General features: G+C 40.1%; 29 protein-coding genes. 25 read left to right on the top strand and 4 right to left on the bottom strand.

Features of this window, described 5'->3' with window-relative positions; genetic code table 11:
- The first annotated feature begins 2 nt into the window (after nt 1–2).
- Nucleotides 3–1,175 (top strand): class I SAM-dependent rRNA methyltransferase, encoded by a 1,173-nt coding sequence (locus CHY_RS06695; RefSeq protein WP_011344344.1) that lies wholly within the window; start codon nt 3–5, stop codon nt 1,173–1,175.
- Here CHY_RS06695 and CHY_RS06690 read toward each other — a convergent pair.
- On the bottom strand, nt 1,165–2,538 hold the full coding sequence (locus CHY_RS06690; RefSeq protein ID WP_011344343.1) for an aspartate aminotransferase family protein: 1,374 nt from the start codon (nt 2,536–2,538) through the stop codon (nt 1,165–1,167). The genes CHY_RS06695 and CHY_RS06690 overlap by 11 nt on opposite strands.
- A gap of 88 nt (nt 2,539–2,626) precedes the next feature.
- On the opposite strand from CHY_RS06690, the gene ylxM reads away from it, so the two are divergent.
- From ylxM to CHY_RS06570, 24 genes are all read left to right on the top strand, one after another.
- A complete protein-coding gene (gene ylxM / locus CHY_RS06685; protein WP_011344342.1) occupies nt 2,627–2,968 on the top strand; it encodes a YlxM family DNA-binding protein in 342 nt (113 codons plus the stop codon).
- A 14-nt stretch (nt 2,969–2,982) separates the two neighbouring features.
- A complete protein-coding gene (gene ffh, locus CHY_RS06680) occupies nt 2,983–4,323 on the top strand; it encodes a signal recognition particle protein (RefSeq protein ID WP_011344341.1) in 1,341 nt (446 codons plus the stop codon).
- A 36-nt stretch (nt 4,324–4,359) separates the two neighbouring features.
- A complete protein-coding gene (gene rpsP, locus CHY_RS06675) occupies nt 4,360–4,620 on the top strand; it encodes a 30S ribosomal protein S16 (RefSeq protein ID WP_011344340.1) in 261 nt (86 codons plus the stop codon).
- 18 nt (nt 4,621–4,638) lie between these two features.
- Nucleotides 4,639–4,866, top strand: a complete 228-nt coding sequence (locus CHY_RS06670) for a KH domain-containing protein (protein ID WP_011344339.1) — start codon at nt 4,639–4,641, stop codon at nt 4,864–4,866.
- A gap of 41 nt (nt 4,867–4,907) precedes the next feature.
- A complete protein-coding gene (rimM, locus tag CHY_RS06665) occupies nt 4,908–5,426 on the top strand; it encodes a ribosome maturation factor RimM (RefSeq protein WP_011344338.1) in 519 nt (172 codons plus the stop codon).
- On the top strand, nt 5,426–6,187 hold the full coding sequence (trmD, locus tag CHY_RS06660) for a tRNA (guanosine(37)-N1)-methyltransferase TrmD (RefSeq protein ID WP_011344337.1): 762 nt from the start codon (nt 5,426–5,428) through the stop codon (nt 6,185–6,187). Before rimM ends, trmD begins: the two co-directional genes overlap by 1 nt.
- Nucleotides 6,188–6,189: 2 nt before the next feature.
- Nucleotides 6,190–6,762: an RNA methyltransferase gene (locus CHY_RS06655; protein ID WP_011344336.1), complete on the top strand. Its 573-nt coding sequence runs from the start codon at nt 6,190–6,192 to the stop codon at nt 6,760–6,762.
- Nucleotides 6,763–6,863: 101 nt separating this feature from the next.
- Nucleotides 6,864–7,205 carry a 50S ribosomal protein L19 gene (rplS, locus tag CHY_RS06650; RefSeq protein ID WP_011344335.1) on the top strand — a complete coding sequence of 114 codons (342 nt, stop codon included), beginning with the start codon at nt 6,864–6,866 and terminating at the stop codon, nt 7,203–7,205.
- Nucleotides 7,206–7,279: 74 nt separating this feature from the next.
- The gene (gene ylqF, locus CHY_RS06645; RefSeq protein ID WP_011344334.1) at nt 7,280–8,110 is read left to right on the top strand and encodes a ribosome biogenesis GTPase YlqF; all 831 of its coding nucleotides are present in this window, start codon (nt 7,280–7,282) and stop codon (nt 8,108–8,110) included.
- An 87-nt stretch (nt 8,111–8,197) separates the two neighbouring features.
- The gene (locus CHY_RS06640; RefSeq protein ID WP_049752085.1) at nt 8,198–8,851 is read left to right on the top strand and encodes a ribonuclease HII; all 654 of its coding nucleotides are present in this window, start codon (nt 8,198–8,200) and stop codon (nt 8,849–8,851) included.
- A 137-nt stretch (nt 8,852–8,988) separates the two neighbouring features.
- Complete coding sequence (locus CHY_RS06635; RefSeq protein WP_409360322.1) at nt 8,989–9,288, top strand: NADH-quinone oxidoreductase subunit A; 300 nt, start codon at nt 8,989–8,991, stop codon at nt 9,286–9,288.
- Nucleotides 9,279–9,779 carry an NADH-quinone oxidoreductase subunit B gene (locus CHY_RS06630; protein WP_011344331.1) on the top strand — a complete coding sequence of 167 codons (501 nt, stop codon included), beginning with the start codon at nt 9,279–9,281 and terminating at the stop codon, nt 9,777–9,779. The genes CHY_RS06635 and CHY_RS06630 overlap by 10 nt, the downstream gene beginning before the upstream one ends.
- Nucleotides 9,779–10,210 (top strand): NADH-quinone oxidoreductase subunit C, encoded by a 432-nt coding sequence (locus CHY_RS06625; protein WP_011344330.1) that lies wholly within the window; start codon nt 9,779–9,781, stop codon nt 10,208–10,210. The genes CHY_RS06630 and CHY_RS06625 overlap by 1 nt, the downstream gene beginning before the upstream one ends.
- 12 nt (nt 10,211–10,222) lie before the next feature.
- Nucleotides 10,223–11,320 (top strand): NADH-quinone oxidoreductase subunit D, encoded by a 1,098-nt coding sequence (locus CHY_RS06620; RefSeq protein ID WP_011344329.1) that lies wholly within the window; start codon nt 10,223–10,225, stop codon nt 11,318–11,320.
- A gap of 23 nt (nt 11,321–11,343) precedes the next feature.
- Complete coding sequence (gene nuoH, locus CHY_RS06615) at nt 11,344–12,396, top strand: NADH-quinone oxidoreductase subunit NuoH (protein ID WP_011344328.1); 1,053 nt, start codon at nt 11,344–11,346, stop codon at nt 12,394–12,396.
- A 5-nt stretch (nt 12,397–12,401) separates the two neighbouring features.
- Nucleotides 12,402–12,824 carry a NuoI/complex I 23 kDa subunit family protein gene (locus CHY_RS06610; RefSeq protein WP_011344327.1) on the top strand — a complete coding sequence of 141 codons (423 nt, stop codon included), beginning with the start codon at nt 12,402–12,404 and terminating at the stop codon, nt 12,822–12,824.
- Nucleotides 12,817–13,326, top strand: a complete 510-nt coding sequence (locus CHY_RS06605) for an NADH-quinone oxidoreductase subunit J family protein (RefSeq protein ID WP_011344326.1) — start codon at nt 12,817–12,819, stop codon at nt 13,324–13,326. The genes CHY_RS06610 and CHY_RS06605 overlap by 8 nt, the downstream gene beginning before the upstream one ends.
- Nucleotides 13,323–13,631 carry an NADH-quinone oxidoreductase subunit NuoK gene (gene nuoK, locus CHY_RS06600; protein WP_011344325.1) on the top strand — a complete coding sequence of 103 codons (309 nt, stop codon included), beginning with the start codon at nt 13,323–13,325 and terminating at the stop codon, nt 13,629–13,631. Before CHY_RS06605 ends, nuoK begins: the two co-directional genes overlap by 4 nt.
- 22 nt (nt 13,632–13,653) lie before the next feature.
- On the top strand, nt 13,654–15,585 hold the full coding sequence (nuoL, locus tag CHY_RS06595) for an NADH-quinone oxidoreductase subunit L (protein WP_011344324.1): 1,932 nt from the start codon (nt 13,654–13,656) through the stop codon (nt 15,583–15,585).
- Nucleotides 15,585–17,105, top strand: coding sequence for a complex I subunit 4 family protein (locus CHY_RS06590; protein ID WP_011344323.1), 1,521 nt, complete (start codon nt 15,585–15,587; stop codon nt 17,103–17,105). Before nuoL ends, CHY_RS06590 begins: the two co-directional genes overlap by 1 nt.
- Nucleotides 17,106–18,536 carry an NADH-quinone oxidoreductase subunit N gene (locus CHY_RS06585; protein ID WP_011344322.1) on the top strand — a complete coding sequence of 477 codons (1,431 nt, stop codon included), beginning with the start codon at nt 17,106–17,108 and terminating at the stop codon, nt 18,534–18,536. It begins immediately after the preceding gene.
- 44 nt (nt 18,537–18,580) lie between these two features.
- The gene (locus tag CHY_RS06580) at nt 18,581–18,937 is read left to right on the top strand and encodes a YraN family protein (RefSeq protein ID WP_011344321.1); all 357 of its coding nucleotides are present in this window, start codon (nt 18,581–18,583) and stop codon (nt 18,935–18,937) included.
- Nucleotides 18,938–19,044: 107 nt separating this feature from the next.
- A complete protein-coding gene (locus CHY_RS06575) occupies nt 19,045–19,731 on the top strand; it encodes a response regulator transcription factor (protein ID WP_011344320.1) in 687 nt (228 codons plus the stop codon).
- Nucleotides 19,724–21,190 (top strand): sensor histidine kinase, encoded by a 1,467-nt coding sequence (locus CHY_RS06570; RefSeq protein WP_011344319.1) that lies wholly within the window; start codon nt 19,724–19,726, stop codon nt 21,188–21,190. The genes CHY_RS06575 and CHY_RS06570 overlap by 8 nt, the downstream gene beginning before the upstream one ends.
- On the opposite strand, the gene CHY_RS06565 is transcribed toward CHY_RS06570, so the two are convergent.
- From CHY_RS06565 to CHY_RS06555, 3 genes are read right to left on the bottom strand one after another with little or no spacing between them, the layout of a single operon-like run.
- Nucleotides 21,144–22,094: an acyl-CoA dehydratase activase gene (locus CHY_RS06565; protein WP_011344318.1), complete on the bottom strand. Its 951-nt coding sequence runs from the start codon at nt 22,092–22,094 to the stop codon at nt 21,144–21,146. The two genes, CHY_RS06570 and CHY_RS06565, sit on opposite strands and share 47 nt — an antisense overlap.
- A gap of 14 nt (nt 22,095–22,108) precedes the next feature.
- Complete coding sequence (locus CHY_RS06560) at nt 22,109–23,209, bottom strand: acyl-CoA dehydratase activase-related protein (RefSeq protein WP_011344317.1); 1,101 nt, start codon at nt 23,207–23,209, stop codon at nt 22,109–22,111.
- 11 nt (nt 23,210–23,220) lie between these two features.
- Nucleotides 23,221–24,189 carry an acyl-CoA dehydratase activase-related protein gene (locus CHY_RS06555; RefSeq protein ID WP_011344316.1) on the bottom strand — a complete coding sequence of 323 codons (969 nt, stop codon included), beginning with the start codon at nt 24,187–24,189 and terminating at the stop codon, nt 23,221–23,223.
- Nucleotides 24,190–24,259 lie beyond the last annotated feature (70 nt).

The following is a 24,259-nucleotide window of genomic DNA, read 5'->3' as shown; positions in this document are numbered from 1 at the left end:
AAGTGCAAACGGTACGTCTAACAAAAGGGAGAAACCATCGGGTTTACAGAGGCCATCCCTGGATTTATAAAACCGAATTAGCCGCTCAATACCCGTATTCTCCGGGGGAATTAGTTCGTGTTTTGGACCATAATAACCGTTTTGTAGGAATTGGTTATTATAATAGTAACTCTCAAATTGCGGTAAGAATAATGTCTTTTCACGACGAAGAGATAAACTATGACTGGATTAAAAAGAAAATAATTAAAGCTTATCAGTATCGTTCCTCGGTAGTTTCCAATACCGATGCTTACCGTTTGATATACGGAGAAGCCGATCAAATTCCCGGTTTAATTGTGGACCGTTTTGGAGATTACTTGGTGTTGCAGAGTTTAACTTATGGTATTGAAAAATTAAAACCGTTAATTGTTGAGGCCTTAATGGAAGTTATAAAACCCAGGGGTATTTATGAAAGAAGCGATGTTCCGGTGCGGACCAAGGAGGGATTACCCCTTGCAACCGGACTCTTAGCTGGCGAAGTACCGGAACTGGTGGTAATTAACGAAAATGGCTTTAAATTTTCGGTGAATATAAAAGAAGGTCATAAAACCGGTTATTTTTTGGACCAGAGAGAAAATCGTTTAGCTTTAAAACCTTTTTTCCATGGAAAAAAAGTACTGGATTGTTTTTGTCATACGGGAGCTTTTTCCGTTTATGCTGCCGGGTTTGGAGCAAAAGAAGTAATTGGGGTAGATATTTCTTCCGAGGCGATAACCCGGGCCCAGGAAAATGCTGTATTAAACGGATTTCAGGATAAAATTTTCTTTATCGAGGCGAACTGTTTTGACTACCTGCGCGAACTGGAAAAGAATAGAGCAAATTTCGATATTGTAATTTTAGACCCTCCTGCCTTTACCAAAAGTAAAGAAGCTTTACCTGGGGCCATAAGGGGTTATAAAGAGATAAATCTAAGGGCTTTGAAGCTTTTAAATGAGGGGGGTATTTTAGTCACCAGTTCCTGTTCGTATCATTTAACCGAAGATTTATTCTGGAATGTGATTTCTGAGGCGGCGTTTGATGCCAAAAAAAGAGTGAGGATTATTGAAGCCCGGCGGCAAGCTAAAGATCACCCGATGCTCCTCTCCTCACCCGAAACGTATTATTTGAAGTTTTTCATTTTACAAGTTATCTCTTAAAAAGGGAGCCGATAACCGTTTTAAGGTTGGCCGATGCTACCCCTAAAAAACTACTGTGGCTTTCAAAAATATCCTTTAAAGCATAGATTAACCTGTCCAATTCTTCTTTTTCTACAATAAGGGGTGGTTCTAAGCGAATTACATTAGGATTATTCAGGGTATATGCGGTAATAATCCTGTGCTTATTCATTAACAGTCCAGCGACAAAGCTGCCGGTATACTCCCGGGCGAGATTTGTTAGCCCGGGAATTTTATTTAATAAGCCCTGGGGTTCGTTGAATTCGAGCCCAATTAAAAGACCTTTACCTCGGACTTCTTTAATCAGGGGATAGGAGGTTTGCAGTGAACTTAACTGGCTCAATAAGTAATCCCCAAGTTCTTTGGCTTTTTTTGCTAAATCCCACTTCACTAAAAGCTCAATTGCTTTGATCACTGCTGCCATTGCCTTAGTATTTCCCCCAAAAGTAGAAGTATGCAGGGTTGCTTTATCGGTGGAACCGTAAGCTTTTTTCCAGATAGTATCAGTGGTTATATACGCACCCACAGGCATAACTCCACCGCCCAGGGATTTAGCCACACACATGATATCGGGGACAATTTCGTCATATTCTACCGCAAAGACTTTACCAGTTCTACCAAAACCGGTTTGGATTTCATCCACTATTAACAGTGCTCCGTATTTATGGCAAAGTTCTAAGGCATTTTTTAAATAGCCTTGCGGAGGAACAACAACGCCACCCTCACCTTGAATTGGTTCTACAATAAAGGCTGCGATGGGTTTGGATTTTAAGATATTCTCCAATTCGTCTAAATCTCCGTATGTTACGGGATAGCATTCGGGTAAGAGGGGGGTAAAAGGTGTTTGGTACTTTTGCCTACCGGTAACGGAAAGGGCGCCAAAAGATTTTCCGTGAAAAGAATTGTGAGCATAAACAATGCCCGGACGTCCGGTATAAATTCTGGCGAGCTTCAGCGCTCCTTCCACAGCTTCTGCTCCAGAATTACCAAAAAATACCCGCTTTAAATTACCAGGAGTTATTTTTGCTAAATTGTAGGCAGCTGCTCCAATTAACTGACCTATCGAGGCCTGCAAAAGATTGGGCAGTTCTTCCACCATTTTTACCGCTTCCCAGATTTCCTCTGGATTGTGACCGAAGTTTAAGCTACCATAACCTCCTAAAAAGTCGAGATAAATATTTCCCTCATTGTCCCAAACTTTTGTTCCCTTAGCTTTAACAAACTGTTTATCAAATTCCAATAAACTTAAAAGGGTTGCTAAACTTTCGTTAACGTACTCACGGTAGAGGTCCCGGATATCCTGACGGGTTAAGGTTAAAGCTTGCTCCAAGGTAATAAGTTCCATTTTCTTGCCTCCTTCTTTTTTCCTTGACAATTTAAGTATATATAAATAAAATACTACTGTAAAGGTTAAATACTTGACAGGTGAAAAAATGATTGATGAATTTGCCCGAAACGGAAGCTTGTTAGAACTTTATGGAGGTTTATTGACCGAAAAACAACGGGAAATTCTTGAACTTTATTATATCGAAAATTGGTCTTTAGCGGAAATTGCCGAGTATTTAAAAATAAGCCGGCAGGGAGTTTATGACATTTTACAGCGGGCTATACGGCAGTTAAACATTTTTGAAGAAAAACTCGGTTTATTAAGAAAAAATGAACAAAAAATAGCCCGGTATAATAATATCCTAATGAAAATGCAAGAGTTACTGGGTGAAGATAACTATAAACTTTTATTACCTTATTTTGAAGAAATTAAAAATTTATTTGATTAGCGGGAGCGGATGAAATGGTTTTTGAAAACCTGTCAAATAAACTTCAGGAAGTTTTTAAAAAGCTAAAAGGTAAGGGAAGATTAACCGAAGAAGATGTTAACCTGGCACTCAGGGAAGTGCGGATAGCTCTTTTGGAAGCTGATGTTAATTTTCAGGTAGTCAAAGATTTTATTGCTAAAGTAAAAGAAAAAGCAGTTGGTCATGAAGTACTGGAAAGTTTAACCCCGGGGCAGCAGGTAATAAAAATTGTTCATGAAGAATTAATAAATTTAATGGGAAAAACCAATGCAAAATTAAATGATGCCGGTTCGCCTCCAACAATTATTATGCTTGTGGGCTTGCAGGGGGCCGGTAAGACTACTACCGCTGCCAAGTTAGCCTATTTATTAAAAAAACAGGGGAAGAAACCGCTTTTAGTAGCTGCGGACGTTTACCGCCCAGCGGCAATCAAACAGCTCCAGGTTTTAGGTGATACCATTGACGTGCCGGTATTTACGATGGGAGAGCAGTCACCGGTAGATATTGCCAAAGCTTCGATTAATTTTGCCAAGTCAAACTTAAAAAATTACGTCATAATTGATACTGCAGGACGCTTGCACATCAATGAAGAATTGATGGATGAACTAAAGAAAATCAAGGATGTGGTTCATCCCCACGAGATACTGTTGGTTGTGGACGCCATGACCGGTCAGGATGCGGTAAATGTGGCAAAAAGTTTCAACGATGAGTTAGGTTTAACCGGGGTGATTCTTACCAAATTAGATGGGGATACTAAAGGGGGTGCAGCCTTATCGGTTAAGGCTGTAACCGGATGCCCGATTAAGTTTGCGGGAATGGGTGAAAAAATTGAAAACTTGGAGCCTTTTTATCCAGATCGAATGGCTTCCCGTATTTTGGGTATGGGTGACGTTTTAACCCTGATTGAAAAAGCTAAAGAAGCCTTAGATGCAGAAAAAGCCCAGAAAATGCAGGAAAAATTAAAAAGCAGGGAGTTTGATTTGGAAGATTTTTTGGATTCCATGCAGCAAATAAAGAAGATGGGGCCGTTAGAGCAATTACTGGGAATGATTCCTGGGATGGGTAAAGTAAAAGATATTGCGGGGATGGTTGATGAAAAAGAGCTAAAACACATCGAAGCTATTATTTATTCCATGACTCCCGAAGAAAGAAGAAAGCCGGAAATTATTGATGGTAGCCGAAAAAAGCGTATTGCTAAAGGTAGCGGAACTTCGATTCAAGAGGTTAACCGGTTGTTAAAGCAATTTGAACAGATGAAGAAATTGATGAAACAATTTGGTGGTATGGAGAAACAGTTAAAAAAAGGCAAAAAAATTAAGTTTCCCTTCTTTTCATAAAATAGCAATTGGAAACCTAATAAGGGAGGTGAAATAATGGCAGTAAAAATACGCTTGAAAAGAATGGGGGCAAAGAATAATCCCTTTTATCGGGTGGTAGTGGCCGATGCCCGTTCGCCGCGGGATGGCCGCGTTATTGATGAGATTGGTTATTATGATCCGGTGAAGCAGCCGGCGGCAGTAGTTATTAACGAAGAAAAAGCTCTGGACTGGCTTAAAAAAGGTGCCCAGCTAACCGAAACTGCCCGCGCTCTTTTTAGAAAAGCCGGGGTTTTACAAAAATTTCAGCAAAAATAGACACCGAGAGGTGGACTTATGAAAAGATTAGTTGAGGTTTTAGCAAAATCATTGGTTGATAATCCGGATGAAGTGGTAGTAACCGTTGCCGAAGGCGAAAAAGCAATCTTAATTGAATTAAAAGTTGCACCTCAAGATGTGGGAAAAATTATTGGTAAGCAAGGTAGAATTGCTAAAGCTTTACGAACACTGGTTAAGGCTGCAGCTTCGAAAGAAAAAAAGAAAGTAATCTTAGAGATAGTATAAAAAGGGGCTTTTTGCCCCTTTTTTTTAAAAGGTGATGGGAAATGAATAATTTAATTGCTATAGGCTACGTTCTTGGAACCTTTGGGATTGAGGGATGGGTAAAAGTAGAACCCTTAACCGATCATCCTCAGCGGTTTTTAAATACCGAAAGGGTATTTTGGGAAAAAGAAGATGAGATTTTTCCCCTGCGTATCGAAGAGGTGCAATTACAGGCCGAGCGAATTTTGGTAAAATTTATGGAAATTAATGATATTAAAGAGGCAAATAAGTTAATCTTTGGTTACCTGAAAATCCCAAAAAACGAAATTGTCCAGCTTAAAGAAAATGAGTTTTACCTTTTTCAATTAAAAGGCCTTACCGTTTATGATTTAAATTACCAGAAAATAGGGGTAGTTCGTACGGTTTTAAAAAATCCCGCTAATGATTTGTTGGTTATTGATACCATCCATGATAAAGAATTGCTCCTGCCTTTTATTAAGGTATTCGTTAAAGAAGTAAATTTACCTGAAGGTTTTATCAAGGTTGAACTTTTGCCGGGGATGTTGGAGGAAAAAAAATAATGAAAATAGATATCTTAACTCTTTTTCCTGAAATGTTTTACGGACCCCTTAACAGCAGTATTTTAAAAAAGGCCCAAGAAAAAGGGATAATAACAATAAACTACATTAATATTCGCGATTTTACTACTGACCGGCATCACCAGGCCGATGATAAACCTTACGGTGGTGGTGCCGGTATGGTCATGAAAGTTGAACCTATAATTAAGGCATACGAAGCAATTCCCAAGAACAATTCATTTACCATCATGCTTTCACCCCAAGGAAGAAAATTTAATCAAAAGCTTGCCCGGGAGCTTTCCCAAAAGGAACATTTAATTTTTATTTGCGGTCACTATGAAGGTATTGACGAGCGAGTTCGCCAGTTAATTGTTGATGAAGAAATTTCGATTGGTGATTACATATTAACCGGCGGTGAAATTGCCGCTATGGTAATTATCGATGCGGTGGCTCGTTTGGTTCCCGGAGTATTGGGTGATGAAGTATCGGCCGAGGAGGAAAGTTTTAGTGACCAGCTCTTAGAGTATCCTCACTATACCCGTCCTCGTAATTTCCGAGGACTGGAAGTTCCGGAGGTCTTGCTTTCGGGTAATCATAAAAAAATAGATTTATGGCGAAAAAAACAATCCCTTCTAAATACTCTTTTTCGGCGCCGGGATTTACTAAAAGTAAGGGGGCTTACCAAAGAAGAAAAAATTCTTTTATGGCAGGGCTTTTTTGAATTGGCGATGTTAATCGATGAGATTCCAGAAAGGAGCGAATAGGTTTGGGCAATGTTTACCTGGCCCTTGTTCATCACCCGGTTTATAATAAGCATTTGGAAGTTGTTACTACATCGGTTACCAATCTTGATATCCATGACATTGCGCGTTCTTCGCGGACGTATGGTATAAAAAATTATTATATTGTGCATCCTTCCTCTACCATGAAGCAATTAATAAACAAAGTGTTGAACTTTTGGCAGGAGGGCTACGGGGCCAGTTATAATCCCGACCGTAAGGAAGCGTTTCGTATTGTAAAATTAGTTGATAGTTTAGAAGATGTAATGCTTGATATTGAAAAAATTGAAGGGAAAAAACCATTAACTGTAAGCACTGATGCGCGCTTATATCCCAACACGGTGAGTTATAATTTTTTAAGGAAAAAGATTAAGGATGACGAAAATCCGTACCTTTTACTTTTTGGTACCGGGTGGGGACTGGTCCGAGAGGTTATGGAAAGTGCTACCTATATTTTAGAACCGATATACGGACCTACCGATTATAACCATTTAAGTGTTAGAAGCGCTGTAGCTATTATTTTAGACCGCCTTTTGGGGGAAGAATGGTTTTGTAAATAAGGCTATTGCATGGCCAAGAAATAAATGTTATAATTTTTACGCTTACCAAACGTTCCGCTGGACAGGGGCTCCATGAACGTGCCGGAAGGAGGGAAAAAGTAATGGATTTACTAAAATCTTTGGAAGAAGAACAGTTACGAAAAGACCTTCCTGAGTTTCGTCCCGGTGATACTGTAAAAGTTTACTTTAAAGTTATTGAAGGTAACCGGGAAAGAATCCAGCCCTATGAGGGAGTTGTTATAAGGAAAAGAGGCTCTGGATTAAGTGCCACATTCACCGTTCGCCGGGTTTCTTACGGTATTGGCGTTGAGCGGACATTTCCCTTACACTCCCCGCGAATTGAAAAAATTGAAGTTATCCGCCGTGGTAAGGTAAGAAGGGCAAGACTTTACTACTTAAGAAAGCTCACGGGTAAAGCTGCCAGAATTGCTGAGCGGCGATAAAAAGGGACGAGGATTCGTCCCTTTTTTCATTGTAGGTAAATTTGTAAATTTTTAAGAAGGGAGAAGCCTTTTTGATGATAAATTGGTACCCTGGTCACATGTTCAAAACAAAAAAAGCCTTACTTGCTCAGGTAAAACTTGTGGATGTAGTTTTGGAGATAAGAGATGCTCGTATTCCTTTGTCCAGTAAAAATCCCGATATTGAAGAAATATGCAAAAATAAACCAAGAATTGTTTTGTTCAATAAAAAAGATCTGGCCGATGTCGAAAAAACCGAAGAAATTTTAAAAAAACTTCCCTGGCCAGAAGGAGTTTATTACTGTTTGGTTGAATCGAAAGCAACAGGCGGTTTAAAAGAGGTCTGGAACATTATCGAAAAAGTTTACGGACAGTATAAAGAAAAGTGGTCCGGAAAAGGGCTTCGCCCCAGGCCATTACGGGGAATGGTGGTTGGGATTCCCAATGTAGGTAAATCAACCGTTATCAATCGGTTATTAAAGCGTTCGGTAAAAACCGGTGCCAAACCGGGGGTGACAAGAGGTGTACAATGGATTAAACTTTCCGATAAACTGGAATTAATGGATACTCCAGGAGTTTTATGGCCGAAATTGGGAGATATGGAAGTTGGCTTAAAGTTAGGCGCCACTGGTTCCATAAGTGACGAAGTATTACCGGTTATTGAAGTTGCCAATTGGCTATTAAAAATACTGTGCACTTATCGTAAACCGGAATTTTTTAATAGATTTAACTTAAACGGTTCGGAAAATCTCAATGAAATTTATGAAAAAATTGGGCGTAGAAGAGGCTTATTTTTACGGGGAGAGGAAATTGATTACCAAAAAGTAGCTTTGGTAATTTTAAAAGAATTTCGTCAGGGCCTCTTAGGTAAATATACACTGGATTAAATGTGAAAAATATAACTTTAAAATTACTTTAAAATTAATTTAATTTTGCAGGGAAAATTCGATAAAATAGCGAATATTACCTTGGTTATGAAAACATTAGACAATAATTTACCTTTTAATCTGCAAATTGAAAACCAGCTATTTTCTTCCGGTTATGAACTGGTTGCTGGGGGCGATGAAGCTGGTCGCGGCCCAGTAGCGGGGCCCGTGGTGGCTGCTATTGTGGTAATTAAACCGGGGATTTATATTCCCGAAGTTGACGATTCTAAAAAACTCTCGTCGAAAAAACGGGAAAAACTTTTTGAGGAAATCATCAATTTGGTAACCGATTGGTCTGTGGCAGTGGTAGGGCCGGACTTAATTGACCGGTTAAACATCTACCAAGCGACAAAATTTGCCTTTAAAGCTGCCCTCGATAGTTTAAGTATAAAACCCGAAGCGTTAATTTTGGATGCCCTGAAGCTTACTGGATTTTCGGGTAAACAGGTATCCATGGTTAAGGCCGATGAGATTTCGTTTGCCGTTGCTTGTGCGTCGATTTTGGCAAAAGTTATCAGGGATAAAATTATGGAACAGTACGATAAAGATTTTCCCGGTTACGGCTTTAAAAAAAATAAAGGGTACTTAACAAGAGAACACCGGGAAGCTTTAGAGCTTTTAGGCCCTTCACCGATTCATCGTAAAAGTTTTGAACCTATAAAAAGTTTTTATGGACAATTAAAGCTGTTTGAAAAGGTATAAGCGATGTTTATGTTGAATATAATTAAATGGGTGTATTATGTATTTTTTATATAAACAATAAAAGGGAAGGAGGGAAAGGGGTGCTAAGCCCAAAAGGTGCTATTTTAATCTTTTTTCTCACGGGTTTCTTCTTATCCATAATTATTTTAGTTTTAAATTACTTACTGTCACCCAAAAGTAAGTCTCTCATAAAGCGGGAGACTTATGAATGCGGACTGGAAACTATTGGACCGACCTGGGTGCAGTTTAAAGGGAATTATTTTATGTATGCTTTGGTATTTGTTTTGTTTGATGTGGAGACAATATTTCTTTACCCGTGGGCTGTCCGTTTTAATGTTTTAGGCTTGTTTGCCTTTGTTGAAATGGTAATATTTATTGGAATCTTAGTTTTAGGCTTGTGGTATGCCTGGAAGGAAGGGGCGTTAGAATGGAAATAAAAACTATTCAAAGCGAAGAAGAAAAATTAATTGGGAAGAACGTCTTTCTCACTACTTTGGATGCAGTATTTAACTGGGCTCGGGGTAATTCCCTCTGGCCGTTAACCTTTGGTCTTGCCTGCTGTGCTATTGAAGTTATGGCAGCTGGGGGACCAAAGTATGATTTTTCACGTTTTGGATATGAAGTTTGGCGACCCTCCCCGCGACATGCGGATTTAATGATTGTTGCAGGTACAATCACCAAAAAGATGCAGCCTCTGGTATTACGGTTGTACGAGCAGATGGCGGAGCCGAAATATGTCATTGCGATGGGAAGCTGTGCTATATCCGGCGGACCGTTTGTTGATTCTTATCATGTTGTCCCCGGGGCAAATACCTTTTTACCGGTGGATGTTTATATACCTGGTTGTCCTCCAAGGCCTGAAGCCCTTCTTTATGGCTGGTTAGAACTTAAAAGAAAGATTCAAAATCCCCGGGTGGTGAAAAGATAATGAACGTTAATGAGGTTTATGACCGTTTGCATGGAAAGTACGATGTGGAATTAAATAAAGATGCTATTATTGTGAAAAACAAGGATGAAATATTAAACGTTTTGCGGGAAATTAAAGATATGGGTTTTGAACTTTTAACCAATTTAACTGCCGTTGATTATCCGCCGGAAAGATTTGAAATTGTATACCACGTGGAATCTTTTTTAAACAACTATGACATTATTACCGTAAAAACAAGCGTTAACAGAGAAAATCCCCGGATACCTTCAGCTTTTTCCATCTGGCCAGCTGCTGACTGGCAGGAGCGGGAGGTTTATGATTTAATGGGGATTGTTTTTGAAAATCATCCCCATTTGACCCGGGTGTTTTTAGGCGAGGATTTTGAAGGTTTTCCCTTAAGAAAGGATTATAAGGTTCAATCCAACAGGTAGAGGTGGATTTAAATGCTAAAAACCCAGGAAATATCAATAAACGTTGGTCCGCAGCACCCAAGCACCCACGGGGTGTTTCGGATTATCTTAAAGTTAGACGGTGAAACCATTGTCGATGCCGAACCAGTGGTTGGTTACTTGCATCGTGGAATTGAAAAATTAGCGGAAGATCGTACTTATACCCAGGTAATTCCCTATACCGACCGTATGGATTATCTTGGTGCGATGTCCTACAATTTAGGATATGTGCAGGCTATTGAAAAACTTATGGGAATTGAAGTCCCGGAACGAGCTGAATTTATCCGGGTTATTGCTACAGAGCTATCTCGGATTGCCAGCCACCACGTTTTTTTAGCCAGTATGTCTTTGGATATGGGAAGTTATACCGGCTGGATGTATCCCTTCAGGGACCGGGAGTTAGTGTTAGAACTTTTGGAAATGCTGACTGGCTCCCGCATGACCTTTAGCTTTATGCGGATAGGTGGAGTAGCCGACGATCTTCCCGAAGGATTTATTGAAAAAGCAAAGGAATACCTGCCCAAAATCCTGGATGGGGTTGATGAAGAAGAAGGACTTTTGGCGGGAAATGAGATTTTTCTTGCCAGAACTAAAGGGCTTGCACCGGTTTCCGTTGAAAAAGCGTTAGCCTGGGGATGGGGTGGTGTAAATTTAAGGGCTTCTGGCTATAAGTTTGATTTAAGAAAAAATCGGCCCTACAGCGTATATGACCGTTTTGAATTTGATATACCTACTGGGGCTAACGGTGACTGCTGGGACCGTTTTTATCTTAGGTTGGCAGAAATCAGGCAATCGGTAAAAATAATTGAACAAGCTCTGGAGATGATTCCGGAAGGTCCTATCATGGCCAAGGTGCCAAAGGTTATAAAACCGCCGGTAGGGGAGGTTTACCACGAAGTAGAAGCTCCCAAAGGGATTCTTGGTTACTATGTGGTGAGTGATGGTTCAACCAAGCCTTACCGGATGCATGTAAGAAGACCTTCATTTATCAATATTGGGATGTTAAAGGAATTATTAATCGGAACTAAATTGGCGGACTTTATCACCATTTTTGCAAGTATTGATGTTGTTTTGGGTGATGTGGACTGTTAATTTAACAGTAGGGGAGAGAGTCTATGGGTGAAAATTTATTTGTAGGAATGGCTAAGGGTTTAAGAACATGGCTGGAAAGTCAACATTTTGTACCGTTGGTAACCGATGTTTTTTTAATGTTACTGGCGGTAGTGGGTGTTTTAGCGTTTTTATTCCTAAACGCCTTATTTTTAATTTACTATGACCGGAAGTTTGGTGCCTGGGTACAGGCTCGCTTAGGTCCTAACCGGGTTGGACCCCGGGGAATTTTCCAAACGGTTGCCGATACCGTGAAGTTATTTGCGAAAGAAATCTTTATTCCAAATAACGTTGACCGCTGGCCGTACCTCTTAGCTCCGGTTTTAATATTTACCATTCCCGTTATGCTATTTTTAGTAATTCCTTTTGGTAAGGGAATGGTACCCTACGACTTAAATCTCGGGGTTTTATATCTTGTGGCAATTACTTCCGTTGAAACCATTGTTTTGTGGATGGCAGGTTGGTCGTCTAATAATAAATATTCGCTTTTGGGAGCAATGCGCTCTGTTGCCCAGATGTTGAGCTATGAAATGCCCGTAATTTTAGCAATGTTAAGCGTAGTGATGATGGCGGGGTCGATGAAGCTTTCCGATATCGTTGCAGCACAGCAAAAGGTTTGGTTTATCTTTTTACAACCGGTTGGTTTCTTAATATACTTCATTGCCGTAAATGCGGAGTTTAAAAGAACACCTTTTGACCTGGTGGAAGGGGAATCGGAAATTATCTCCGGACCTTATACCGAATACAGCGGCATGAACTTTGCACTTTTCTTCTTGGCTGAGTATACCAATTTCATGATTGGGGCAATAATGGTTACTACCCTGTTCTTAGGCGGGTGGAATGCTCCCTTTGGATGGACATTTATCCCTTCCTGGCTCTGGTTTATCATCAAAATGTACTTTGTGATTACACTTTACATGTGGACCCGCTGGACTTTCTTGCGGATCCGGATAGACCAGATGTTAAATTTTGCCTGGAAATTCCTTTTACCGGTCTCGTTAGCCAATATTTTTATTACGGGCTTTGGATTGTATCTTTACCGGATGATTAGGTGGTGATAAAAATGACAAAGTTAAATGGTACTGGTTTATTAAAGGGACTTGCAATTACTTTTAAGGAATTATGGAAAAAACCGGTGACTTTAGAATATCCGGAACACAAGGAAAAACTGCCTCCAAGGTTTCATGGTTCATTTACCCTCCACAGTGAAAAATGTATTGCTTGCGGGTTATGCCAGCAGGCTTGCCCAAATAAAGTAATCAAAGTGGGGAGCATTAAAGATGAAAACAACAAGCGAAAACTTGCTTCCTACGAAATGGAGATGAAATACTGCCTCTTTTGTGGTCTTTGTGTTGAAGCCTGTCCCACTAATGCTCTTGTTTTTAATCAGGAATACGAATTAGCAAAGTACCGGATAGAAGACATAAAATTAACTCTTTTTAAAAGAGAGGAGATAACGACCGGGGAGGGGAGCGAAAATGCTTAATGGAGAGGTTATAGCCTTTGCCATTGTAGCTTTCTTACTTATTTTCTCGGCTTTAGGGGTTGTCTTTATGCGTAACATTGTTCACAGCGTGCTTTTTTTAGCTGCAACTTTTGTCTTGATGGCAGTAACTTACCTTATGTTAGATGCGGGTTTTCTCGCAGGAGTTCAGCTGGTGGTTTATGCGGGTGCGGTCTCAATAATGGTCGTTTTTGCGGTGATGTTAACCAAAAGAAGTGATTTACACGAAACCAACCTTTTTAACCGCTTAACCATCCCCGGAGCAATTATCAGCTTCTTGGTTTTTATAGGATTATCCTGGGTAGTTGTTAAAACCCCCTGGAACTTAGCCGAACGTCCTTTAGTTGATCCGATGGCCATTAATAAACTGGCTGATTTAATGTTTGGGAAGTTTGTAATTCCCTTTGAAGTTGCGGCAGTCTTGCTTTTAGTGGCTCTTATTGGTGCCATTATCTTGGCTCTGGAGGTGAAGCCGCAGAAATGATTACCTTAGCCCATTACATGCTTTTAAGTGCGGTGTTGTTTGCAATTGGCCTATTTGGCGTTCTTTCCAAGAAAAATGCTATTACAGTACTGGTATCAACGGAGATAATGTTAAATGCCGTAAATTTAAATTTAATTGCCATAAACAAATATATAGGTGTTGATGGTTTTTACGGACAGTTAATGGCCCTTTTTGTAATTGCGGTTGCTGCTGCAGAAGTTGGGGTAGGTCTTGGTATAGTAATATCTATGTACAGAAATAAAGAAACTATTTCCCTGGATGAATTTAATTTCTTAAAATGGTAGCTATTGAAGGGTAGGTGAAAAAATGGTAGAGTTTGCAATGCACAATGCATGGTTAATTCCGCTCCTCCCGGCAATTTCGTTTGCGGTGATAGCCCTTTTGCTATGGCCATGGCCCAAAGCAAGTTCAACCTTTTCCATTTTAATGATTCTTACCTCCTTTGTTTTAGCCGTAGCGGTAGTATATGGTGTTTATACTCAACCCGAATTAATTGAGAAATCCATGGTTTATTCAACCCGCTGGTTTTCCATGCCGGGTCTTAGGATAGATGTGGGGATTATGCTTGATCCTACCTCGGCTATGATGCTGTGGGTAGTTACCCTGGTTGCCTCACTGGTACAAATTTACTCCCTCGGTTACATGGAAGGAGACCCGGGATTTTCGAGTTTTTATGCTTATCTTTCGTTGTTTGCGGCATCAATGTTGGGGCTTGTTTTATCGAGTAACTTGCTGCAGATGTTTGTTTTCTGGGAATTAGTAGGTCTTTGTTCATATCTGCTCATTGGTTTCTGGTTTTACAAAGATTCCGCCCGGGAAGCTGCTAAAAAGGCTTTTATAACCACCCGGGTAGGGGACTTTGGTTTATTGATCGGTTTATTGTCTCTGCAACTTATTTTTGGAACCTTAAACATTCCCGAACTTGCGGAAAAAGCCGTTAACTTCCAGAATTATGTTTCAGCGGGAACCTTAACCTTGGTTTTGGTTGTTTTATTCTTGGGTCCAATTGGTAAATCCGGCCAGTTTCCGCTACACGTCTGGCTTCCCGATGCTATGGAAGGTCCCACACCTGTTAGTGCTTTAATTCACGCGGCCACCATGGTTGTGGCAGGTGTTTACCTGGTAGGTCGAATCCTTTTCCTCTTTAAAGCCGTACCTACCGCGATGCATGTTGTGGCGATAATTGGTGGTTTTACAGCCTTTTTTGCCGCAACCATTGCTTTAACCCAAACGGAAATGAAGCGAATTCTTGCTTATTCTACCATAAGCCAGCTTGGGTACATGATGTTAGCTTTAGGGGCAGCAAGCTTAACCGCTTCCATGTTTCATTTAATGACCCATGCTTACTTTAAAGCTTTAATGTTCCTGGGTGCCGGGTCAGTTCTTCATGCACTTCACGGAAAAGCCCATATTCACGAAATGGGTGGTTTGTATAAAAAGATGCCCTGGACTACATGGACCTTTGTCATAGGGGCTTTAGCCATTGCCGGAATACCACCTCTTGCCGGATTCTGGAGTAAGGATGAGATTTTACTTGTAGTTAAAGAAGCAGCCCATGAAGCTCCGGGTATTTATACGCCGCTTTTTTGGTTAGCGCTGGTAACTGCCTTTTTGACTGCGTTTTATATGTTTAGACAGGTCTTTACCGCATTTTTTGGACCGGAAAAGCCTGAGAATCATCCGCATGAAGCTCCCTGGAATATGCGTTTACCTTTGTTAATATTAGCATTCTTTTCCATTGTAGGGGGTTGGGTCGGGCTTCCCTGGTTAGAAAAAGGGTTTGGCTACTGGGTGAGAATGGGTGAGTTTCACCATGCTGAACCGGATTATGTTTTAATGGGAGTATCGGTTTTGGTGGCTTTGGCCGGTATCTATCTTGCCTATTTAATGTACCTGAAAAAAGCTATTGACCCGGATAAAGTTGCCGAAAAATTTGGGGTTCTTTATAAGCTTTCTTACAACAAATATTACATTGATGAAATCTACCTCTGGTTTAACCAAATGGTTGTGGACGGCATGGGGAAAATTTTATACTGGTTTGACCTATATATCGTTGATGGAATTGTTAATGGTATAGGGGCAATTACCCGTGGTTCCGGAGCGGTACTGCGTTATACAACCACCGGAAATTTGCAAACTTATGCCTTAGTAATATTTATGGTAATTGTTGTCATCACTTTATACTTTGCTTTTGGTGATGCCTCCTTTGCATCGCTATTCTTGGGAGGTGGGAAATAATGCATTTTCCATTACTGACTGCAACCCTTTTGGCGCCGATCATTGGGGCATTAGTTATTGCCTTTATTCCCAAAGATGAACACAAGGCGATTAAATCAGTGGCAGCTTTTGCCATGTTTGTAGCTTTGTTTTTATCAGTATTTGCCTTTTTCAGCTACGATTTATCCAAGGGCGGCTTTCAGTTTGTCGAAAAGTATAATTGGGTTCCGGATTTAGGGGTTCAATTTTACCTCGGGGTAGATGGTTTGAGTTTACCGATGTTACTGTTAACCAATCTTCTTGGATTTGCAGCTATCTTTGCATCCTGGAATGTGAATAACCGGCCCAAAGAATTTTTCGTGCTGTTTTTACTATTAATTGCCGGTGTTATGGGTACCTTTATAGCTCAGGATTTGTTTATCTTCTTGCTGTTCTACGAAGTTGTGGTTATTCCAATTTATATCATGGTTGTGATTTGGGGAAGTTCCAAGCGAGTTACAAAAGAATATGCCGGTATGAAGCTTACTATTTACCTTTTAATAGGTAGTGCCTTTCTCCTTTTTGGTTTAATATCAATTTTTGTAAAGAGCAGCGATTTGCTGGGTTATCCAACAATGAATATTGAAGCATTAGGAAAAGTTGCTTTTCCCAAAGATTTTCAAATAACAATCTTTCCCTTTTTACTCTTTGGCTTTGGTTCTCTTTTATCGATGTGGCCATTTCATTCCTGGTCGCCCGATGGTTATGCCGGAGCACCAACGGCAGTATCGATGATTCACGCCGGGGTCTTGAAAAAGATAGGTGGTTACGGCTTGATCAGGATTGCTCTTTATTTACTTCCAGAAGGTGCAAAATACTGGGCGCCGATTATTGCGATCCTGGCAACGGTTAACGTTGCCTATGCGGCTTTAATTGCCTTAGCTCAAAAGGATTTAAAATACGTTGTCGGTTACTCTTCGGTAAGTCACATGGGATACGTGCTTTTGGGAATCGCCTCATTAAACATCATTGGAATAAACGGGGCTGTTGCCAATATGTTTGCCCATGGTGTGATGGCGGCTCTGTTCTTCTCGATGATCGGTTTTGTTTACGAAAAAACTCATACCCGCTATATACCTGACTTAGGTGGCCTTGCCCATCAAACGCCTAAGTTAGCTATAGGCTTAGTTATGGCCGGTATGGCTTCCCTCGGACTACCGGGGTTAATTAGCTTTGTACCGGAATTTACGGTTTTTGTTGGAATCTGGAAAAACGAAGCAATGATTCCTAAGTTCCTGGCGGTAATTGCTATTGCCGGGGTTATCATAACTGCTCTTTATGTATTACGTGCCTTGGCTTATTCCCTCTTTGGTCCTCGTCGGGAAGAGTATGACCACTTAAAAGATATTAAAGGTGCCGAACTGGTTCCTTTGGTCGTTTTAGGTTTTGTCTTAGTTGCTGGTGGCGTGCTACCGTTTTTAATCATGGATATGGTTAATAGCGGTGTCGCTCCTATCCTGGCCAAACTTGGTGCAACAATGGCGATAGGGGGGAAGTTTTAAATGAGTGTTAATATCAATTATCTCTTGCTGATTCCGGAAATTTTAGTTTTATCCCTGGGGATATTGCTCTTTGTATTAGCTTTAATTACCCCCCGCAATCTGCAAAAAGGTATAGGCTATCTTACCACTATTGGTTTATTGGGAATCTTCCTTTACATGCCCATTGCCTGGAAACATACCGGAATGGCAATTGAAGGAATGTATCAGGTTGACAAAGTTGCTATTTTCTTTAAAGCTTTGTCTTTGTTAGCTGGTGTTTTTGTTACAGCCATTGCTCCAAGATATATGGAAAAGATCGGTTATTACAGTGAATTTTTCGTCTTTGCAGTGTTTGCTGTATTGGGTATGATGATTTTGGTTTCAGCAACGGACTTTCTGACGCTTTACCTGGGTCTGGAGCTAATGACAATTACCTTTATTATTCTTGCCGCTTATAGGCGGGATTCGGCAATTGGAGCCGAAGCCGGAATAAAATATTTAATTTTGGCAGGTGTTTCTTCGGCCATCTTACTGTACGGTTTATCGTTGTTCTATGGACTAACCAGAACGTTAAATATTGTGGATATTGCGGCAATTGTAACAAATAATGGAATAAGTCCGGCCTTTGTTTTGGCTATGGTTTTTGTTCTTGCCGGTTTTGCCTTTAAAATATCGGCGGTGCCCTTTCACATGTGGGCTCCTGATGTCTATCAAGGAGCTCCGACACCGGTTACTGCTTTTTTGGCTACCGGTTCCAAAGCGGCATCTTTTGCCATCTTCTTTAGGTTTTTCTACTTGGCATTTCCGGGAATTAGAGAACACTGGGTAGGTTTACTGGCAACCTTGGCCGCTTTAACAATGGTTGTAGGTAACTTGGTTGCCATTCCCCAAACCAATTTAAAGAGAATGTTGGCCTACTCCAGTATTGCTCAAGCAGGGTATATTTTAGTTGGATTTTTGGCAACGGATTTTACTGGCTTTAAGGCTATAATGTTTTACTTAAGTGTGTATCTTATTGCAACAATTGGAGCTTTTACGGTAGTTACAGTATATGAAAATGTAACCGGAAAGGAAGAAATTCGCGATTTTGCAGGCCTTTCCCAACGTTCTCCAATAATGGCGGCGGTTTTGGTTGTTTCCCTCCTATCTATGGCGGGAATACCTCCTCTGGCAGGATTTGCCGGTAAGTTTTACCTGTTCTACCCCATTATTAAGAACTGGGGTTGGCTTGCTTTGTTGGCCTTAATTATGAGCATGGTTTCCGTCTATTATTACTTAAGGGTGGTTTTAGTGGTATACCGGGATGAACCCGAAGACCAAACTCCAATAACTCTTCCCAATTCCATTTACTTTACCCTATTAATAACTATGGCGGTAACAATTGTTTTAGGGGTTTACCCAACTCCGCTGGCTAAAATTGCTCAACAAGCTGCCATGATTTTCATGAAGTAACGGAAAGCCTTTTGGCTTTCCGTTTTTTACTACTGGAGGGAAAAATGAATCGAAGAGAGTTAGGGCAAAAATGGGAAGAGTTGGCGGAACAGTATTTAAGAAAAAAAGGATATAAAATTCTTACGCGGAATTATCAAATTCGCGGTGGGGAAATAGATATTGTTGCCCAGGATGGTGAGTTTCTGGTTTTTATTGAGGTAAGATTTCGTTCGGATATTTCTTTTGGTACTCCCTCAGAAACGGTAAATGAGAAAAAGAAAGCGTCCTTAAAAAAAGCAATAAAGGTTTATATTCATGAAAATTTTCTGTATCATCTGCAACCGCGAGTTGATTTTATTGGTATCGAACAAAAAGACAATAGATTTTTTGTAAACCATTACCAGAATGTCCTGGACTTTTAAACAGAAGGAAAATATTAGAAATTCCGTGGAAGAGAAACTGAGGTAAATAATATCCGGATTATGTTATAATGAAAGCAGAAGTTGGTGAAAGGGAGGTTTTAAATAAAATGAAAACAATACTTCTGGTGGATGATGAAGAAAAAATCCGGGAAGTATTGCGGCTTTATCTTGAAAAGGAAGGTTTTCTGGTTTTGGAAGCCCAGGATGGAAAAGAGGCATTAAAGCGTTTTTCCGAGCATAAAATAGATTTAATTATTCTTGATTTGATGCTTCCGGAGATTGATGGGATGGAGATTGCCAAAGAAATACGTAAAACCTCGTTGGTTCCTATAATCATGCTGACCGCGCGGGGAGAAGAGATTGACAAAATTTTAGGCTTAGAAATTGGTGCTGACGATTATGTGGTAAAACCTTTTAGTCCGAGGGAAGTGGTTGCCCGGGTAAAAGCGGTTTTACGGAGGAGTTCTGGTATCCCAGAAAAAGAGGCGAGTTCGGTTATAAAGCAGGGTATTTTAGAAATTCATCCGGAGGCCAGAGAAGTAAAGGTTAATGGAGAAGAAGTAGTGCTAACACCCTTAGAGTTTGATCTTCTTTTATATTTGGTTACTAATCGAGGGAAAGCTCTTTCGCGGGAACAGTTGCTTGCCAATGTTTGGGGATATGATTATTTTGGCGAAGCCCGAACGGTTGATACTCACGTTACCCGTTTGCGGGAAAAGTTGCAAGAGGCAGCTTCCTATATCAAAACTGTTTGGGGGGTAGGTTACAAGTTTGAGGTGAAAAACGGTGATTAATTCTCTTAAATTAAAATTTTGGCTTGCATTAGTATTGCTGGTGGTTGCCGCCACCAGTTCTATTTTATGGACTACTACTATTTATATGGGGCAAAAATATTTTTCGCAGCAACAGGAAAACTTATTTCGAGCGGGTGAAAAACTTGCCGAATATATAGTGGCCGAAAGAGATATAGAAAAAATATTTCATCAAATGGAGATTATGGGAAGCTATTTAAATGCTAATATTACATTGACCGATGCTGTAGGTAGAGTAATAATTTGTACCGGTCGTGCCGGTTTTCCCCAAAATAGCTGTCAAATGTGGGCTGCCGATATTATTCCGCAGGAGCTGGTAAAAAATTTACTTTCCGGGAAAAAAGTTGCGGTTAGAGTAGAGAGTAAGTTATTAAAACAGGATGTTTTATTTACGGGAGTTCCAGTGATATTACAAGATCGAGTGTTATTTGCCATTTTACTTCAGGCACCGGTTAAAGAAATTAGTGGTAATTTTTTTGAGTTAATTAAAATTAATATTTTTTCCACAATTATCGGGATTATTTTGGCAACGATTTTGGCCTTTTGGTTATCCACGTCCATTACAAAACCGCTGGTGCAAATCAAAACTGCCGCCCAAAAAATTGCCAATAGAGATTTTAGTCACCGGATTTCCTATCAAGGTAAGGATGAGTTGGGGGACATAGTCCAAACGATAAACCAAATGGCTGCTCAGTTAGAAAAATATATAATTGCTTATAATAAAAGAGAACAAAATCGCCGTGAGTTTTTGGCAAATGTTTCCCACGAGTTACGAACTCCTTTAACTATTATACAGGGCTATACCGAGGCACTTTTAGATGGTATAGTAACAGATGAAAAAATACGAGAAGAGCACTTAAAAAATATTTTACAGGAAGCAGAAAGACTAAAAGCTATGGCAAATGAGCTTTTAGATTTAGCCAGTATTGAAGAGGGGAGAGAAAAACTAAAATTTGAAAAAATAGATTTAGCTAATTTTGCCCAGGATTGTTTTAATGCATTTAAAACCCAATTTTTCGAAAAAGGAATCGAACTTGAGCTGGAAGTAAATGTTCAGGATGGAAAGGTTGTTGGCGATAGAAGCAAGCTTTTACGAGTGGTAGGAAATCTCTTAAGCAATGCCTTGAAATTCACTCCAGCAGGAGGTAAGGTAAAGTTTGAAGTTATTGAAGGGGAAAAAGATTACCAAATACACGTCAAGGATTCCGGTCCAGGGATTCCGGAGCAAGATTTGGAAAAAATATTTGAAAGGTTTTATAAAGTAGATAAAGCCCGAAGCAGTAAAGGCTTCGGGCTTGGATTGGCCATAACGAAATCGATTGTGGAAGCCCATGGGGGGCAAATCTTTGCCCGGAATAATCCCGAAGGGGGGGCAAAATTTACAGTGGTTTTACCTAAATTACCTCCCAGCGCGGGCAACGACCTCCCCAACGACCAATAACTTTTCCTTCCTCGGAAATTTCGGCGATTTCGCAATGGTTGGGGCAGTAAGTGCATTCAAAGCTGCGAGTTTCGTAATTATAATCGGCAATGGCAAAACCTTTAAAGTTGGTTTTTTGCCCGTTGGTTGCTTCCCTGGCTAAAATGGCAGCTCCTATTGCTCCCATAACATTATAATGTTTTGGTACGATAATGTCCTGCCCTAAAGCGCGGGCAAACGCCTCCCGAATACCACGGTTGGCGGCAACACCTCCCTGGAAAACGATGGGAGGAAGGATTTCTTTATTTTTCCCAACGTTGTTTAAGTAGTTTCTTACTAAAGCTTCACATAATCCATTGATGATATCTTCGATTTTGTATCCTAATTGCTGTTTATGGATCATATCCGATTCGGCAAATACCGTACAGCGACCGGCGATACGCACCGGGACGGTAGATTTTAAGGCTAATTCGCCAAACTGTTCAATGGGAATATTTAAACGGGACGCCTGCTGGTCCAAGAAAGAACCGGTACCAGCAGCGCAAACGGTATTCATAGCAAAATCAGTTACTACGCCATCCCGGATGATGATTATTTTTGAGTCCTGTCCGCCTATTTCAATTATTGTCTGGACCTCGGGGACAAAAGTGGTGGTAGCTATGGCATGAGCCGTAATTTCATTTTTAACTATATCGGCACCAACGATAACGCCGGCTAAATAGCGACCGCTTCCTGTAGTACCAACTCCTTTTATTGTTACTTTATTTTCATATTTTTCTTTAAGGATTTGCATTCCTTCCTTTATTACTCGAATTGGTTGTCCTCTGGTCCTTAAATATAAGCTTTCATGAACGTTATTTTCTTCATCAATTAAAACAAGATTTGTACTTACCGAGCCCACATCAATTCCAAGATATAGGTCCATTTATCTTGCCCCCTTTAGCTTTTGCTAAGTTTTTGAAGTTTTTTTCTTTTTAAAAGGTCAATAAATGCTTCTAAACGGGTTTCCATTCCGGCTTTGCCCGTTTGCTCGTCCAAGAAAAAGGTTAAAATCGGGAAATTATGTTCTTGACTAATTTTGGTTAAGATGGTTCGGGCCACAATTTCCGGAATACAGGTGAAAGGAGCAAGTTGAATTAAGCCATCAAATCCTTGTTTTATATAAAGAATGGCGTTTCCAATCGAATCCTGACCGTGGCCACCGATTAATTCTGGAAGATAAGGTTTTGCTGCGGCTTTAACACTGACTAACTCTTCGCTTTTTCCGGGTAAGGTATTATCCCGGGTCCACCCGGTTAAAAACATAGAACGCTTAACTTCCGCCCCTAAGTGGCCGATGGTTTCTTCAATTTCAAAGTTACTGCTTGGTTCAAGTAAAACGTAAATTTCGCCCACCATTCCGACTTTAACCACTAATTTTTCTAAATCCACGGGAATTTTATCCAACTGTTTTAAAGCTTCTTGTTCCGCTTCATCAATTTCCTTTTCGGAATAGGCATTTATGACATACTGCAGGACTTCTTTGTACTTTGCTGAAACACTACCTTTTTTAAGTTCCCGGGGTCTTAAAAATAAGGCTTTTTGTTCAATGGTATCCAGTGCCTTTATTTTCCGCCAATTTCGTTTAATTGCTTTATATATGTACCATAAAGAGTAGTTTTTGTAATTTAACTTCTGTACCGTCTTGTAAAAACCTTTTAAATCAACAAGTGGTGGCTCCAACACAATAAATTCAACGTTATAACCCATTTTTTTTAAAATCTTTTCGTGCAGGCTGGCATACAAACCGGCTCGACAGGGCCCGACACCACCGCTGGTAACAATGCGGTCAACGCCTTTTGGTAGTGTTTCCAAGTAGGTACCAAGTACAATTTTGTAGGGAAGGCAGGAAAACTCCGGTGCATATTTAACTCCTAAATCTAAGGTTCGCTTGGAAGGTTTTACTGGCATTACCACTTCATAACCCAAATCTTCTAACAACCCGCGAAAAGCGTGGACATAGTTTCCCATGTAAGGGAAAGTAATTCTTAGAGTTTTCATTCCATCACCTCTTACCGGGATTTACGCTTTATCATGTCTAAGAATGCTTCCACTCGGGTTACGAGTCCTGCTTCTCCAGTATGCTCATCTATGGTTAAAGTTAAATAGGGAATTTGCTGCTCTCCAGCGTCTATTTCCATTATACGGTCGACGATAAAATCGGGACCGCAACCGAAGGCTGTTAAATGAATAATACCTTTTAAGTCGGGGACATTTTTTAAAAAATACTGAAAACTACTTAATACTCTATCGCTAAAAGTCCAGAAAAGGCGCTTTTTATTTGTAAAAGGGGCATATTTGTTTCTAATCGGCCAGGGTACCTGTTCGGCAGTTAGAACCTGAACGTTGTTTTTATGTAGAAATTCTAAAATTTTAAGATTTACATAATTATCGTAGACGAGATAGGGGTAACCCAGTAAAGCAATTTTAAACGATGATTTTACAGAGAATAATTTTGGTGAATTAACGTTAACTTCATTTACCGGCAGGTAACCTTTTTGAAGTAAATTTTCGTAAAGGTTTTGCCGCCTGATTCCTTCCCGATACGCTTTAAAACCCTGTAACTTTGAAAATCCAAAGAATGAAGCCAATTTTAAGGATGAGATTAGTAAACTATCTTTTAAATTACGGTTATCCACCCGGATGTCGATAACCGGAGGAAGATTTTCATAAGAATATTTAATCATATCCGGAAGTCCAAGAAATTTAGGACAGTAAACAGTTTTCCTGTTTAAATTTACTATTCTCGGAATAAAAAGATAATCCACTTTTGTTTTTAAAGTTGCTATATGTCCAAAAAAAAGCTTAATTGGAAGGCATGCTTCGGCCAAGGCGTCTTTTACCCCTTGGTCTAAAATTTCTTTTGTAGTTGGTGAAGAAACAACGGTTTTTAAATTTAAGCTGTCAAAAAAACCCTGCCAAAAAGGATAATAAGCATAATAGTTTAGGGTTCGAGCAATTCCAATAACTGGTGCATTCATAAAACCATTCCTTCCTGCAGCTGGATTTTAGAGAATACCCCATAAGATATCTATATACGGCGTCTTAAGC

Origin of the sequence: Carboxydothermus hydrogenoformans Z-2901, assembly GCF_000012865.1 — a bacterium.
GTDB classification, from domain to species: Bacteria; Bacillota; Z-2901; order Carboxydothermales; family Carboxydothermaceae; genus Carboxydothermus; species Carboxydothermus hydrogenoformans.
The sequence above is the reverse complement of the archived record's forward strand: the minus strand, read 5'-3'. Positions and strand labels throughout refer to the sequence as shown.

What these genes read in the sequence shown, in the direction of transcription:
- trmD (WP_011344337.1), top strand. Translation starts at nt 5,426, where the DNA reads ATGAAAATAGATATCTTAACTCTTTTTCCTGAAATGTTTTACGGACCC.
- CHY_RS06605 (WP_011344326.1), top strand. Translation starts at nt 12,817, where the DNA reads ATGCTTAATGGAGAGGTTATAGCCTTTGCCATTGTAGCTTTCTTACTT.
- ylxM (WP_011344342.1), top strand. Translation starts at nt 2,627, where the DNA reads ATGATTGATGAATTTGCCCGAAACGGAAGCTTGTTAGAACTTTATGGA.
- rpsP (WP_011344340.1), top strand. Translation starts at nt 4,360, where the DNA reads ATGGCAGTAAAAATACGCTTGAAAAGAATGGGGGCAAAGAATAATCCC.
- rimM (WP_011344338.1), top strand. Translation starts at nt 4,908, where the DNA reads ATGAATAATTTAATTGCTATAGGCTACGTTCTTGGAACCTTTGGGATT.
- ffh (WP_011344341.1), top strand. Translation starts at nt 2,983, where the DNA reads ATGGTTTTTGAAAACCTGTCAAATAAACTTCAGGAAGTTTTTAAAAAG.
- CHY_RS06640 (WP_049752085.1), top strand. Translation starts at nt 8,198, where the DNA reads ATGAAAACATTAGACAATAATTTACCTTTTAATCTGCAAATTGAAAAC.
- CHY_RS06630 (WP_011344331.1), top strand. Translation starts at nt 9,279, where the DNA reads ATGGAAATAAAAACTATTCAAAGCGAAGAAGAAAAATTAATTGGGAAG.
- rplS (WP_011344335.1), top strand. Translation starts at nt 6,864, where the DNA reads ATGGATTTACTAAAATCTTTGGAAGAAGAACAGTTACGAAAAGACCTT.
- CHY_RS06610 (WP_011344327.1), top strand. Translation starts at nt 12,402, where the DNA reads ATGACAAAGTTAAATGGTACTGGTTTATTAAAGGGACTTGCAATTACT.
- CHY_RS06580 (WP_011344321.1), top strand. Translation starts at nt 18,581, where the DNA reads ATGAATCGAAGAGAGTTAGGGCAAAAATGGGAAGAGTTGGCGGAACAG.
- nuoL (WP_011344324.1), top strand. Translation starts at nt 13,654, where the DNA reads ATGGTAGAGTTTGCAATGCACAATGCATGGTTAATTCCGCTCCTCCCG.
- CHY_RS06575 (WP_011344320.1), top strand. Translation starts at nt 19,045, where the DNA reads ATGAAAACAATACTTCTGGTGGATGATGAAGAAAAAATCCGGGAAGTA.
- CHY_RS06585 (WP_011344322.1), top strand. Translation starts at nt 17,106, where the DNA reads ATGAGTGTTAATATCAATTATCTCTTGCTGATTCCGGAAATTTTAGTT.
- nuoK (WP_011344325.1), top strand. Translation starts at nt 13,323, where the DNA reads ATGATTACCTTAGCCCATTACATGCTTTTAAGTGCGGTGTTGTTTGCA.
- ylqF (WP_011344334.1), top strand. Translation starts at nt 7,280, where the DNA reads ATGATAAATTGGTACCCTGGTCACATGTTCAAAACAAAAAAAGCCTTA.
- nuoH (WP_011344328.1), top strand. Translation starts at nt 11,344, where the DNA reads ATGGGTGAAAATTTATTTGTAGGAATGGCTAAGGGTTTAAGAACATGG.
- CHY_RS06690 (WP_011344343.1), bottom strand. Translation starts at nt 2,538, where the DNA reads ATGGAACTTATTACCTTGGAGCAAGCTTTAACCTTAACCCGTCAGGAT.
- CHY_RS06565 (WP_011344318.1), bottom strand. Translation starts at nt 22,094, where the DNA reads ATGGACCTATATCTTGGAATTGATGTGGGCTCGGTAAGTACAAATCTT.
- CHY_RS06560 (WP_011344317.1), bottom strand. Translation starts at nt 23,209, where the DNA reads ATGAAAACTCTAAGAATTACTTTCCCTTACATGGGAAACTATGTCCAC.
- CHY_RS06590 (WP_011344323.1), top strand. Translation starts at nt 15,585, where the DNA reads ATGCATTTTCCATTACTGACTGCAACCCTTTTGGCGCCGATCATTGGG.
- CHY_RS06670 (WP_011344339.1), top strand. Translation starts at nt 4,639, where the DNA reads ATGAAAAGATTAGTTGAGGTTTTAGCAAAATCATTGGTTGATAATCCG.
- CHY_RS06625 (WP_011344330.1), top strand. Translation starts at nt 9,779, where the DNA reads ATGAACGTTAATGAGGTTTATGACCGTTTGCATGGAAAGTACGATGTG.
- CHY_RS06620 (WP_011344329.1), top strand. Translation starts at nt 10,223, where the DNA reads ATGCTAAAAACCCAGGAAATATCAATAAACGTTGGTCCGCAGCACCCA.
- CHY_RS06555 (WP_011344316.1), bottom strand. Translation starts at nt 24,189, where the DNA reads ATGAATGCACCAGTTATTGGAATTGCTCGAACCCTAAACTATTATGCT.